Source organism: Psychrobacter arcticus 273-4 (assembly GCF_000012305.1).
GTDB classification, from domain to species: Bacteria; Pseudomonadota; Gammaproteobacteria; order Pseudomonadales; family Moraxellaceae; genus Psychrobacter; species Psychrobacter arcticus.
Genome location: NC_007204.1, coordinates 836,312 through 849,806, shown reverse-complemented (window position 1 = coordinate 849,806; position 13,495 = coordinate 836,312). Strand labels below are relative to the sequence as shown.

The following is a 13,495-nucleotide window of genomic DNA, read 5'->3' as shown; positions in this document are numbered from 1 at the left end:
CTTTTAAGGTGAACAAAATCTTGAGAGCATGGTTTAATAGCTGCCCATAAGTAGAAAACTTAGCGCTAACCAGCCCATTATTATCCCTTTTTTATTATCAACTTGATGACTATTATTTTTATTTTTATAGGATGACGTGCCATGTCTGCTTTAGCCAATTTACAACAGCACCTAAACCGCTTTTGGGCGCTGCCACATCATGAAGATGCTGCATTGAATAAAAAACTCAATGAAGTACAGTCATGGCAACAAGCCCGTATTAAGCGTACGCATAGCGCACTATTTGAACAACCAAAAAACCAGTTAATGGCAGATTATTTTTTAACGCAGCTGTACGGTGGTGATGAATTTAAAGTATTGGCAGAACAATTGGGCCGCATCCTTCCTAAAGCTAAGAAACTAGAACGTCTTGCCAAAGAGTCTTCTTTAGAAGCCGGTAGTATGGGTATTCAAGCGTCTATATTGGCCATTGAGCTTGACTTACATTTGGCGCAGTGGTTACTCGAACAAGAGTTAGCGGTCAATGAAGAAAACATGCTGCTCGCTTACCGTACGGTTGATGAAGCGGATGAGCGCCGCGTACAGATTAATAACTTAAAAGACGTCTGCTATCGTACTGACAAAGACTTGAATTCATTTATGCTCAAAAAAGCCTTTGCTCTGGCTAAAGGCACCGCCTATCGCTACAACTTTCAACCGCTTTACGATTTTATCGATGCAGGCTTTAAAGCCATGAAACCCTTAAAAAGTGTGAGCAGCTTTATCGAACCGTTTTGCGAGCGCGAGCTTGAGGTTATTGATGAAGTGCATGCCGTGGATAATGGCGGTAAGCCCGCTGCGTTTGGTGTATGATAATAACAAGCATCATCTCAGTAAATCTGAGTATTTTATCTGGCTAAAAATAAGCATAAAAATAAATAACAGGACAACACGATGACTGATCATGTAAATAATAACGCAAGCCAAGCTGCTCATACTTCTACTAGCAACCTATCTAATAACATCACGACTACTAACGGTCATCTACAAGATAAATTGGTTCAAGACAGTATCACCAATAACCAAAATATCACCGCTCAAGTGAAAGCACTTCAAAATACCACCACAAGTGCTAATAATAATGACTTTACCCATGTTGAAGATTTACCCATAGGAACACCACAAGGGCAACAAACCACTATGCCAAATGCCAATACTGAAAACCGCACCCAAAACAGTCACGCCAATAGCGCTGCACAAACGAGTACAGCCACCAAACAAACGCTTTTTAACCAGCGTGATGACATCAATAATCCGCATACATCTGATACCGATGGTCATGAAGAAACCCATTTTGGTTATAAGACCGTTAATAAAGCGGAAAAGCAAGCGCGTGTGGCTGATGTATTTACTTCAGTTGCCAAAAAATACGACATCATGAATGACTTGATGTCTTTTGGTATTCATCGCTTGTGGAAGCGTTATGCCATCAGCTTGTCTGGCGTGCGTGCCGGTCAACATGTATTAGATATCGCTGGCGGTACGGGTGATTTGGCAAAAGTATTTAGCCGTGAAGTCGGACGCAATGGTCACGTTGTGTTATCAGATATCAATGCAGCGATGTTAGAGGTCGGTCGTGAGCGCTTGATTAATGCTGGCTGTAATAATGTAGATTTTGTCTTGGCCAATGCTGAAACCCTAGCACCATTTGATGATAATAGCTTTGATTTGGTTACTATTAGCTTTGGCTTGCGTAACGTCACGGACAAAGATGCGGCGTTAAAATCTATGTACCGTGTGCTGAAGCCAGGTGGTCGCTTATTGGTGCTTGAGTTTTCAAAACCGGTTTTTGAGCCATTGTCTAAAGCTTATGACTTATATTCATTTACCGCATTACCGATTATGGGCAAGCTGATTGCCAATGATGCTGAGAGCTATCAGTATTTAGCAGAATCGATTCGGATGCACCCTGATCAGCAAACATTAAAGCAAATGATGCAACAAGCAGGCTTTGAAAATTGTGATTATTACAATCTGACAGCTGGTATCGTCGCTGTCCATCGTGGCTTTAAAGCTTAAGCTTTAAATTAAAATATAGTCGGTGAAAAGTAATATCGATACAACACGTACTGCTGGTGCAAATTTTTCTTGCTTGCTGTGCCTACGCAGACAGAGGCTGCAAAAAATTTACACCAGCAATACGGTAGCGACTTTAAAGTATTTCAACTATATATAGTGATAAAAAATACCATCACTTAAAGTGGTGGCAACGGATCTTGATAAATAATGCGCTCTTTTAAGGCGCTCAACTAACCATGCGAGAGCCTTATGCTGACTGTTCTACTTTTGGCTGGTGCCGAAAAGCTGATTAACATGGCCATCGCCAGTGATGAGATTACCAAAGCGGGTCTGGTGCCACTTGCTGGCAAAGTGCTGCGTCTAAATATGGGTACGCCTGATGTAAATTTGGATGTGCTATTTACTCAAGAGCGTTTGCGTTTTGAGCCGGTGACGACTGAGAGTGTATTTGAACAAAGTGGCACTATGAATGAGCGCCAAAAAGCCAGTCTTGAGCGTGGTCGTCTTGGTCACAGCCGCCCAGATTGTATTATTACCGTTGCTAATCCTGCCCAGCTACTGAATCTCATGCGCGGCACTGAAGGCAATTTGCCTATTGAAGGCGATTACAAGGTGCTTATGCAATTAAATCAACTGGTAGCAGGCTTTGATCCTGATGTCGCCGGACAGCTTGAACCATTTATTGGTAAGCCGATGGCGAGCCAGTTACATTTACTGATATCGCAGCTTAAAGGCAGCTGGCGTCATAGCGCCAAACGCGCCTTTAACGATGTCAGCGACTGGGCAAATGATGTGGCAGGCAATGTCACTCCTGACACTAGTGAAGCAGCAGAAGTAAATGTTCTTAAGCAGCAACTACTGAAACTGCGCGCCGATGTCGAACGTGAAGAAGCCAGATTAGCCGCCATCAAAGATGAGCAAGCACGTTTGACCAATAGTAGATGACCCCTTTTTCTACAACGCCTACCTTATTTTTGACTTTATTTAGAGTACTTATATCTCATGCTATTATCCCATCGCGCCCGTTTACTTGAGCTTTGGCGTATTGCCGCCACCTATCGTATTGACACCCATTTTTCTGTCGAAGAAGCGCCGCAGCTGCAACCTTTGGTGCGTTTAATACGTATGCATCCAGCTGCGTGGGGTAAAAAGCATCAGCCCAATGCCATTAAATACTCGCTTGAAGATATGGGCACGCTGTTCCTAAAACTGGGACAACTGCTCTCAACCCGCCGTGACCTCGTTCCACCTGAGATTATTGCGCAACTTATTCAACTGCAAGATAAAGTTAAATCTTTTGATTCTGATGTTGCCATTGCCCAAATCCAAGACTCCAAGCATGGACTTGGTCAATCTATTGGGACTTTATTTGCGCGTTTTGACGTCAAGCCTTTAGCAGCAGCGTCTATTGCCCAAGTCCATACCGCTGCCCTGCATGATGGGCGTGAAGTGGTGGTAAAGGTGGTTCGTCCTGATATTCGCACTACCATTATTGCAGATTTTGAATTGCTACGTGAACTGGCTAATTGGGCATCGGCTCGTATTGAAGTCGCACGTGCGATACATGTTATCGATATTGTTGAAGACTATCGTCAAGTCATGCTCAATGAGTTGGATTTGACGTTAGAGGCGGACAATACGACGCAGATGCGCAACAACTTTTTGGGCTCGGCATTGATGTATGTGCCTGAAATCTATGATGCCGCCAAAAACGTCATGGTCATGGAGCGTATTCAAGGCGTTCCTATCTCGCAAATTGAAATATTTGATCAATTGGGCTATGACCGTGCGGCGCTTGCAGAAAAAGGCTTAACCATATTTTTTACCCAAGTATTCCGTGATAACTTCTTCCATGCCGATATGCATCCCGGCAACGTCTTTGTAGAGACGCCGCCAGTCAATACCTTGACTGCAAATATGGCAGCCGTTGACTTAGGTCATGAGCCACGTTATATCGGGCTTGATTGTGCCATCATGGGCACCTTGTCAAAGGATGATCAGCTTATCGTCGCACGAATGTTATTGTCCGTGATGAATAATAACTTTACGGCGATGGTCGATATTGTCAGCCGAGCAGGCTGGATACCACCAAATACCGACAAACATGCTTTGATGCGCGATATGAAGCGCACTGTCGGTCCGATGCTACAAAAATCGATTAATGATATCGATTTTGCGGGTGTGTTGATGCAAATCTTAGATATCGCCCGCCGCCATCATATGAGCATCCCGCCACAGTTGATGCTACTGCTAAAAACCTTGGTGCACGTCGAGGGTCTTGGGCGTGACTTATATCCTGACCTTGATATCTGGTCACTTGCCAAGCCCATCCTAAGCAGCTGGATTAAAGAGCAGCTCGATCCGATGCGTAATTTGCAACAGCTACGTCAGCAGTTGCCTGAGATTTTATTATCAACGATAGATATCCCAAAATTGTTAGACCAAGGATTACAGAGCCTTGCTTCACAAGGGTCACGTCAAGACAGCCAATTGCGTGAAATTCAACAAATTCGTGCTGATATGCTAAACGATCGTCGCCGAGATTGGTTGGCACTGGCGGGCTTTGTTATTTTCATTGCCATTGCAACGCAAGTTATCGGTTGGCTCTCACCTATCTTTTATCTTTTGGCGATTTTGGCAGTCGTTTGGCGCATCTTAGCCTAAACCGTTAATACCTTTAACGAGAATACCTTTGAAACTAATAATAGGGCTTATAAGAAATTAAAGCAAAAAAATGTGCCTGTGTTTAACATTCTAATTAAACACAGGCACATTTTTTGGGCTAACTTTTATACCATTTGATCAATCGCCATTTGCGTCAATACACGACCACGTGCGGTGCGTAGTACATAGCCTTGTTGAATCAGATACGGCTCAATCACATCTTCAAGCGTACCGCGGTCTTCAGCCATCGCTGCTGCCACGGCTTCAACGCCTGCAGGTCCACCATCAAAACGCTCATGCAATATTTCAATATAACGTCTGTCTAAATGATCAAGACCACGTCTGTCCACTGCTAGCATATCAAGTGCACTACCAGCTATAGCACCATTGATACTACCATCGCCTCGGACTTGTGCATAGTCACGTACACGGCGTAATAGACGATTGGCAATCCTTGGCGTACCACGAGCACGGCGCGCAATCTCAACTGCACCATCCTCACTCATCGGCACGCGCATCAAACGAGCAGCGCGGCTGACAATGGTCGTTAGATCCGCAATATTATAAAACTCCAGTCGCTGCACAATACCAAAGCGATCGCGCAACGGTGATGTCAATAAACCTGCTCGCGTGGTCGCTGCGACCAAAGTAAATGGCGGTAACTCAAGCTTAATAGAGCGTGCTGCTGGTCCTTCACCAATCATGATATCCAGCTGAAAATCCTCCATCGCTGGATAAAGTATTTCTTCAATCACAGGACTTAAACGGTGAATCTCATCGATAAATAAAACATCACCCGCTTCCAAATTGGTCAGCATCGCTGCCAAATCACCCGCACGCTCAAGCACAGGTCCTGATGTTGAACGTAGGTTGCCACCCATCTCACGAGCAATGATATTGGCAAGGGTCGTTTTCCCTAAGCCTGGCGGTCCAAAGATAAGCGTATGATCCAATGCTTCATCACGCGCACGTGCTGCTTGAATAAAGACTTCCATCTGCTCGCGTACGACGGGCTGACCGATATATTCCGCCAATAATGCTGGTCGAATATTGGCATCAGGGGCATCAGCTGCCCCTTCTAGCGGATTAATCAAACGATCTTGCATCATAGTTTTTGCCATTATGTTTAAAGCATTGTTTTTAAAAGATTAGGTAACAAATAGCATAACCAAACGCTTCGCATAAGTCATGCGAAACATCATAAAACAGGCGCTAAAAAGAAAATAAGCGACACCTAATGTCGCTTATTTTTAATCGCTATTTTTTAATTACTGCTTTGTTATAAAGATAACGCTACTTAAAACTTTGAAACTGCTGCAAGGTGGCTTTTAACAAGCTCTGTGTATCTGCAAATGTCTCGCCATTACTTTTTGCTGCCTTGATCGCTTGCTGAGCTTCTTTCTCTTTATAGCCCAAGCTCATCAACGCGCCTTCGACCTCAGCAATAATACTATCTTCAGCAGAAATTGGTGCAGGCTGAATCGCAAATTCTAAATTACTGTTGTCAACCTCGATATTTTTCAGCTTGTCTTTTAGCTCAATCAACAAACGCTGCGCCGTTTTTTTGCCGATACCTGGGATACGAGTCAATGCAGTTTCTGACTCTTGCTCGACATGCATTTTTAGCTCAGCAGCTGACATTGCAGACAGCATAGCCAATGCCATTTTTGCGCCAACGCCATTGATTTTAATCAGCTGGCGAAAAACATCGCGCTCTTTACGATCGATAAAACCATAAAGCAGCTGCGCATCTTCACGCACATGAAAATGCGTCCAAATGCTCGCCTGCTCATTGAGTCGTAATTGGCAAAATGACGGTAGCGGCAGCTCGATATCATAGCCTATGCCAGAGGTGGTCATAACACAGGCAGTCGGTGCCATCAAATACTGCACCTGTCCACTAATCAATCCAATCATAATCCACCACCTTTTATAAAACCTGCAATAAAATAATTTGCTTTGCAGTTATTAAATTAGCCTATCTTGCCAACAAGCTTATTTATAAAAATCGACCATGCCTTCAAGACTGATAGGACGAATTTTATGTGCTTGACCAGCAGAACCAAATGCTTCAAAACGATTGGTACAGATATCTGACATCGCAACCATAGACGCTTTGAAGTATTTACGTGGATCAAATTCACTAGGATTTTCGGCAAGGAACTTGCGGATAGCACCGGTTGATGCCAAACGTAAATCAGTATCGATGTTTACCTTACGTACGCCATGCTTAATCGCTTCAACAATTTGCTCAACGGGCACACCATAAGTTTCACCGATATTACCGCCATTTTCATTGATGACTTTTAGCCACTCTTGCGGTACTGATGATGAGCCATGCATGACCAGATGCGTGTTAGGAATACGTGCATGAATTTCTTTGACGCGCTCAATCGATAGAATATCGCCTGTCGGTGGACGCGTGAACTTATAAGCGCCATGACTGGTACCGATAGCAATGGCAAGCGCATCAACATTGGTATCTTTAACGAATTGCTCAGCTTCATCAGCGCTGGTCAATAGCTGCTCATGATCTAACACACCCTCTGCGCCAGAGCCATCTTCTTCGCCTGCCATACCAGTCTCAAGACTGCCCAAACAGCCAATCTCGCCTTCTACTGAAACACCGCAAGCATGAGCCATTTTGACCACTTCACGGGTGACGCTAGCGTTGTAATCATAATCCATTGGCGTTTTGCCATCTGTACCAAGCGAGCCATCCATCATCACTGACGAAAAACCAAGCTGAATTGAGCGCTGGCAAATAGCGGGTGACATACCGTGATCTTGATGCATCACTACTGGAATATGTGGCCACTCTTCAATAGCAGCAATAATCAGGTGACGCAAAAACGCCGAGCCTGCATAACTACGTGCGCCGGCACTGGCTTGTACAATCACAGGAGAATCACAGGCGTCAGCCGCCATCATGATGGCACGCATCTGCTCTAAATTATTGACATTATAAGCAGGAACACCATAGCCGTGTTCAGCAGCATGATCCAAAAGTTGACGTAACGATATTAAGGCCATAAAACGCTCTCTGGTTATGTTTTAAAAATAGTATTTTGAAGATGAGATTAAGACATCATTTTTAACAATACGACGCTGCCACATTTGCACTGCAACCTAGCTTTGCAATGGATATTCCATGATAAGCCAACAAAAACACTGTTTTTTGCTCGTCATTATTACGTCGTGATTATAGCAAAAATTACCGGCGCTTCGTAGCGCTTAGCCGATTATTTGTTTGTCTGCTTGGTTTTTATATCTTGTTTGGATAATTAGATGGTCGATTTCATTTATCTAAGATCCATAAAAATACCCCATAAGTTGTGTCCAACTTATGGGGGTCAGTTCACACCAAAGCTTTTTTATATTTTAATAGCTTATAAAACAACTCATCAGCTAACAGCCTGTCACTACTATATTAATGAATAGCCTGAGCTTTATGTTGCGTGTTTTCATATTGCTTAATATTGTTGTTCTGCATCAACAGCGACATCATTTGCGCCGTCAGCAACTGCGTTAGCACCGTCAGCAACGGCTGATGCAGTACCTTCAACGACTTTGCTTGTGCCTTCAGCAATAGCATCGCCAGTTTCTTGAGCAGCTACTTCAGCTTCAGCAGCAGCGGCTTCTGTATTCGCAGCAGCATCTTCGCCAGCTGAATCAGCAGCAGCGCCAGTTTTATCTTGTGTTTCTTGGCTACATGCAGTGATTGCAAAAGTACCAGCAAGAACACTAGCAAGTAATAAATGACGTTTTAACATAGTAAATCCCTCATAAATAAAGCATATAAAATACATGGTTTGCGCTATTTTATAGAGTGCAAATTAGACATGCAATAACAATTTTCAGTATAGAAACAAATAATTATCACTTAATAATAATCAATGACAATTCGCACTTATCGCCTTAAAAACAATAAGATATGAATAGTAGCCAAAATATTATCTGTACAGCGTACCTTAGATATTGAGGCTAAGTTGTACGGCTAATGTTACTCATCTGCTGAAGTATCGTTAAGACGTTATTCATTAATTTGTAAAGCAGCAACCGCCGGCAAGACTTTACCTTCTACAAACTCTAAGAAAGCACCACCACCCGTTGACATGTAGCTGACGCCATCTGCCACTTGATATTTATCAATCGCAGCAAGCGTATCACCGCCGCCCGCGATAGAAAAACCTTGGCTATTTTTGACCGCTTCTGCCACTATCTGAGTGCCCTGACCAAACGCATCCACTTCAAAAACCCCTACTGGACCATTCCATAAGATAGTTTTGGCATTGGTAATAGCAGCAGCCAACTTTATAGCACTGTCTGGCGCGATATCCAATATCATGTCATTGTCGCCGATATTATCAACAGACTTGATGGTCGCAACTGCCTTTTGCAATGAGCCTGTAAAATCTGCAAAATCAATGTCATTTTTATTAGCAACGACGACATATTCAGGTAATAAAATCTCGGTTTTACCCATTATTTCACGAGCTGTATCGACCAGATCTGCTTCATAAAGTGAAGCTCCAACGCTATGACCTTGCGCGGCTAAGAAGGTATTGGCAATCCCGCCACCAACGATAATCTGCGAGCAGAGCTCAGCCAAACTATGCAAAACCTCTAATTTGGTAGAGACTTTTGAGCCACCAACGATAGCTAACATGGGCTGTGCTGGCGTTTCAAGCGCCAAACTCAATGCATCAAGCTCGGCTGCCAATAAAGGTCCAGCACAAGCCGTCTTGCCAGCTTGGTGCATCGCTTGGGTCACGCCTTCTGTCGACGCCTGAGCACGATGTGCTGTCCCAAAAGCGTCCATCACAAATACATCGCACAAATCAGCATATTTTTGCGCGAGCGCCGCGTTATTTTTCTTTTCGCCTTCATTAAAACGTACGTTTTCTAACAATACGACCTCGCCCGCTTTGATAGCTACGCCTTGAGCGAGGTAGTCATTATTAAGCGTAACAGGCGCTGATAATTTATCGCTTAAATAGTCAGCAACAGGCGCTAATGAATAAATGGCTTCAGAACTTCCTTCTGTCGGGCGACCCAAATGCGAGCAAACAATCACCGCTGCGCCCTTCTCTAACGCCATCTTAATCGTCGGCAGGCTGGCTTGTAAGCGTGCGTCACTAGCGACCTTACCTTCTTTGATAGGCACATTGAGGTCTTCACGAATCAACACTACTTTATTGGTCAAACTCAGCTCGCTCATACGCAAAAAATTCATTATCTGCTCCTATGTATCATCTATTATTAATCTGTGTGATGCTTCGCCAACGGTTTATTGAATACTCTTTAGCAAATTTATTTCATCAAATTCTATCGTTGCTGGTCTTATAAAACTGTCCTAGCAAGAATTTAAGGCGGTGTATTCTAACAGTTTTATAGTCCGTACTTATATGTCACCTAAGATAAATTTAGCGATAAGCAAATTTTATCTTCTTAAACTGACAACAATCTTATTAACATTTTGTGGTGGTACTTAGCCGTTTAGCTATTTATGATCAATGGCCTACTTATGTATTCAGCAGGTACATTCCACTTATTAAGCACTTGCTGCCATTGCTGACAACGCGCGGCGATTTGATGGACGGGTAAATCCATGATATCGCCAACGATTGCTATATAAGTAATAGGCAACCCCGCCAGCTCTAAGATGTTTTCTGCCGTCAAACCGCCTATCACGCATACTTTGATATCTTGCTGGCAGCCATCTATCAGTTGCTGCCGCGAAATTGTAGCAGCATTGGGCTTTGTCGTTGAAGCAAATACCGCACCCATGGCGGCATATCTTGCACCTTCATTTTTCGCTGCTTTGACTAGCGCTACATCGCCATGACAAGTGCGACCAATAATTTTATTAGGCGCTAAACACTGTGTTGCCTCGCTAATATCACCATCCTGCTGTCCTAGATGCACGCCAATACCAAGCTTTGCGGCCAAAGCGATATTGTCATTTATCAATACTGGCACATTGTAAGTTTTAGCCAAATTGACGATTTGTAGCGCCTCTTTATAAAGAAGAGACTCACCATCAGGCAATGCCAATATGTGCTTACGGCGGATTTGTAAGAGAGCAATCAATCCTGTTGCCAAAGCGGCTTCTAGTTTGTGATATAAAAGGCTAAACTCATCATCATTAGTAAGCAGGTATAGCTTAGGTATGGCATGAGAAGCCGTAGAGAATGATGGCTGAATCATGTAACGCTCCTTAATATCAACACGTTTTTTACATAATAAAAAAGCTGTTATATTGCATAACAGCCTTTTTATTTTATTATAAATGTCTTTTGATACTGCTGATTTAATGCTGTAATCTTATACCGTACGGCGCGTTGCCAAGCTGTTTAAGATATTTTTGGCATCACCCCAACGCGTTGCTGAGCTATTGGCACCCAAAATCACGATAATAGCGGGACGATTATTGACGCGCGTCTCCATGACAACACAACGACCTGCTTCATTGATAAAGCCTGTCTTTGAGATACCAATAGGATAGCTGCCATCACGAACTAAGCTGCTCGTGTTATTGGCTTTATAAGTGCGGTTGCCACTTGCGTAGTTAGAGACAAAAAAGTCATAGCTCTTGGTGGTCGAAAAACGACGTATCACATCATAATTACCAGCAGCACGAACCATTTTAACCAAGTCATTTGATGAAGCAATGTTACGCTTATCAAGACCAGTTGGGTCACCAAAGAAAGCGGTACTCATGCCAAGCTCTTGAGCTTTACGGTTCATAGCGCGCATAAAGGCGCTGTAGCCACCTGGATAATTACGGGCAAGACTTTTTGCTGCAGGGTTCTCTGATTTCATTAATGCCATTAATAGCATCTCAGCACGATTAAGACGGTCGCCTGATTTTAAGTTTGAACTAGCACGCTTTGGGCCAACGAAATCTTCTGGATCAAGCGTGAGCTCCTCACGCATGTCCAAACCAGCATCAAGTACCACCATAGCGGTCATCACTTTGGTAATGCTTGCCATTGGACGCGCGATATCGGCATCTTTTTCATAGATAGATTCGCCAGTCTCCGCATCGATAACCGCGACACTGCGCGAATCGGTGCTGATCGGAATCATATTGCTATTGCCAAAACTGCCACGATAAGTGGTGTTATAGCTATTGGCATTATTATAACTGTTGTTATTACTACCAAAACTGGTCGTATTAGTGATATTGGTTGTGCTCGAACCGTTATCTACTTTTTTAATTGTAGAACTGCTGCCAGACTTAGACATGATACTGCGTGCTTCAGATAAGCTGTCGGCACCGCCCCAGCTAAGGCGAGCACTAGACTCAGAGCTAGCGCTACCATTAATTGTAAGTGCGGCTTGTGCGACACTGCCCAAACTCAATGAAATCATAGCAGCGATTAATTGCTGTTTGGTTAATGGTAGTTGCTTCATTTTGCCTCCTGCTTACGTGCTGTCGTCAGTTACATACTGGCTGACGCCAACTACGTACGTAGCGTTTATAGGTGTGTTTGTAGATACTCACATAGAGTTTTTGTATTTTTAGTGTATCATGGTTTGCATTTAAGTTTAATCCGCTAAATCAATTAGATGGCATTTCAGTGCCACATCCAAATTTTACTACACTTACTTGATGTTACAGCAATATTAGTTAACATTAGCACAATATAGAATTATATTGACGCTATCAGACACCCTATTGCGTATCTACTATTAAAATATGACACTTAATATTGGCTTTTTTGTGAGTGAATGAATTTTATTGGTCAAATAGATTGATTGAGATGATTAAAAGTTAGCAGTGCACCCTTTATTCTGACAGATAGAAAAGAGTATAACGATGATTCGAGTATTAGTAGTAGATGATCATGATTTGGTGCGGATGGGTATTAGCCGTATGCTCGCAGATAGTGCAGATATCGAAGTCGTCGGTGAGGCAGACAGCGGTGATATGGCGATAAAGCTGGCAAAACAGCTGCGTCCTGATGTGATATTACTGGATGTGAATATGCCTAATATTGGCGGTTTGGAAGCCACCAAACGCTTGATTCAGCTGGATATGGGTATCAAAATTTTGGCGGTTAGTAGTATGTCAGCTCAACCTTATCCTTCAATGTTGATTAAAGCGGGCGTCAATGGCTATATTACTAAAGGCACACCGCTTGATGAGATGATACGAGCTGTCAAAAAAATCTATCAAGGTGGACGCTATTTTAGCCAAGACGTTGCTGAACAGTTAGCTGACGTACTATTATCTGATAATGCCAACTCACCTTTTGACTTATTAAGTGATCGTGAGAAGCAAGTAGCAATGATGGTGGTCAACTGCCAAAGTCCTCAACAAATTGCAGACCAGTTATTTGTTAGTGTAAAGACCATCAATACCTATCGTTATCGCATTTATGAAAAAGTAAATGTCGATAGTGATGTGAAATTGACTCATTTGGCGATTCGCCATGGTCTTATTCAACCCTAATTATCAAGCACGCCATTTATCAAGAACATTGGTTATCAACCCATGAATCCTGCCAAATCCGCCTCGAATTATTATCACTGCCCTTAAGCAAACTGGTTGGAATAAAACCCAAGCCGCTGAATTATTGGGGACGACTTTTCGATCTTTACGCTATAGTCGGTGAAAGGTAATATCGATACAACACGTACTGCTGGTGCAAATTTTTCTTGCTTGCTGTGCCTACGCAGACAGAGGCTGCAAAAAATTTACACCAGCAATACGGTAGCGACTTTAAAGTATTTCAACTATATCGTATGACCAAACTTGATAGTG

At 43.1% G+C, this 13,495-nt stretch carries 13 protein-coding genes; 6 read left to right on the top strand and 7 right to left on the bottom strand.

What is annotated here, in order from left to right:
- The first annotated feature begins 141 nt into the window (after positions 1-141).
- The 4 genes from PSYC_RS03725 (at position 142) to PSYC_RS03710 (ending at position 4,722) form a co-directional block, all read left to right on the top strand.
- Positions 142-852 carry an FFLEELY motif protein gene (locus PSYC_RS03725; RefSeq protein ID WP_011280000.1) on the top strand — a complete coding sequence of 237 codons (711 nt, stop codon included), beginning with the start codon at positions 142-144 and terminating at the stop codon, positions 850-852.
- An 81-nt stretch (positions 853-933) separates the two neighbouring features.
- Positions 934-2,058: a bifunctional demethylmenaquinone methyltransferase/2-methoxy-6-polyprenyl-1,4-benzoquinol methylase UbiE gene (gene ubiE, locus PSYC_RS03720; RefSeq protein WP_011279999.1), complete on the top strand. Its 1,125-nt coding sequence runs from the start codon at positions 934-936 to the stop codon at positions 2,056-2,058.
- A gap of 249 nt (positions 2,059-2,307) precedes the next feature.
- A complete protein-coding gene (locus tag PSYC_RS03715; protein WP_011279998.1) occupies positions 2,308-3,003 on the top strand; it encodes a ubiquinone biosynthesis accessory factor UbiJ in 696 nt (231 codons plus the stop codon).
- Positions 3,004-3,060: 57 nt separating this feature from the next.
- Positions 3,061-4,722, top strand: coding sequence for an ABC1 kinase family protein (locus PSYC_RS03710; RefSeq protein ID WP_011279997.1), 1,662 nt, complete (start codon positions 3,061-3,063; stop codon positions 4,720-4,722).
- Positions 4,723-4,847: 125 nt separating this feature from the next.
- On the opposite strand, the gene ruvB is transcribed toward PSYC_RS03710, so the two are convergent.
- The 7 genes from ruvB to PSYC_RS03675 form a co-directional block, all read right to left on the bottom strand.
- A complete protein-coding gene (ruvB, locus tag PSYC_RS03705) occupies positions 4,848-5,828 on the bottom strand; it encodes a Holliday junction branch migration DNA helicase RuvB (protein WP_041757960.1) in 981 nt (326 codons plus the stop codon).
- Positions 5,829-6,015: 187 nt separating this feature from the next.
- Positions 6,016-6,639, bottom strand: a complete 624-nt coding sequence (gene ruvA, locus PSYC_RS03700; protein ID WP_011279995.1) for a Holliday junction branch migration protein RuvA — start codon at positions 6,637-6,639, stop codon at positions 6,016-6,018.
- A gap of 78 nt (positions 6,640-6,717) precedes the next feature.
- Positions 6,718-7,755, bottom strand: coding sequence for a class II fructose-bisphosphate aldolase (gene fba / locus PSYC_RS03695; RefSeq protein ID WP_011279994.1), 1,038 nt, complete (start codon positions 7,753-7,755; stop codon positions 6,718-6,720).
- Positions 7,756-8,195: 440 nt separating this feature from the next.
- A complete protein-coding gene (locus PSYC_RS03690; protein WP_011279993.1) occupies positions 8,196-8,495 on the bottom strand; it encodes a hypothetical protein in 300 nt (99 codons plus the stop codon).
- 260 nt (positions 8,496-8,755) lie between these two features.
- Positions 8,756-9,958, bottom strand: a complete 1,203-nt coding sequence (locus PSYC_RS03685; RefSeq protein WP_011279992.1) for a phosphoglycerate kinase — start codon at positions 9,956-9,958, stop codon at positions 8,756-8,758.
- Positions 9,959-10,221: 263 nt separating this feature from the next.
- On the bottom strand, positions 10,222-10,932 hold the full coding sequence (locus PSYC_RS03680; protein WP_011279991.1) for a thiamine phosphate synthase: 711 nt from the start codon (positions 10,930-10,932) through the stop codon (positions 10,222-10,224).
- A gap of 117 nt (positions 10,933-11,049) precedes the next feature.
- Positions 11,050-12,141: a serine hydrolase gene (locus PSYC_RS03675; RefSeq protein WP_011279990.1), complete on the bottom strand. Its 1,092-nt coding sequence runs from the start codon at positions 12,139-12,141 to the stop codon at positions 11,050-11,052.
- A 406-nt stretch (positions 12,142-12,547) separates the two neighbouring features.
- On the opposite strand from PSYC_RS03675, the gene PSYC_RS03670 reads away from it, so the two are divergent.
- On the top strand, positions 12,548-13,183 hold the full coding sequence (locus PSYC_RS03670; RefSeq protein ID WP_011279989.1) for a response regulator: 636 nt from the start codon (positions 12,548-12,550) through the stop codon (positions 13,181-13,183).
- Between the two features lie 46 nt (positions 13,184-13,229).
- Complete coding sequence (locus PSYC_RS11335; protein ID WP_319795830.1) at positions 13,230-13,346, top strand: helix-turn-helix domain-containing protein; 117 nt, start codon at positions 13,230-13,232, stop codon at positions 13,344-13,346.
- The last annotated feature ends 149 nt before the right edge of the window (positions 13,347-13,495 follow it).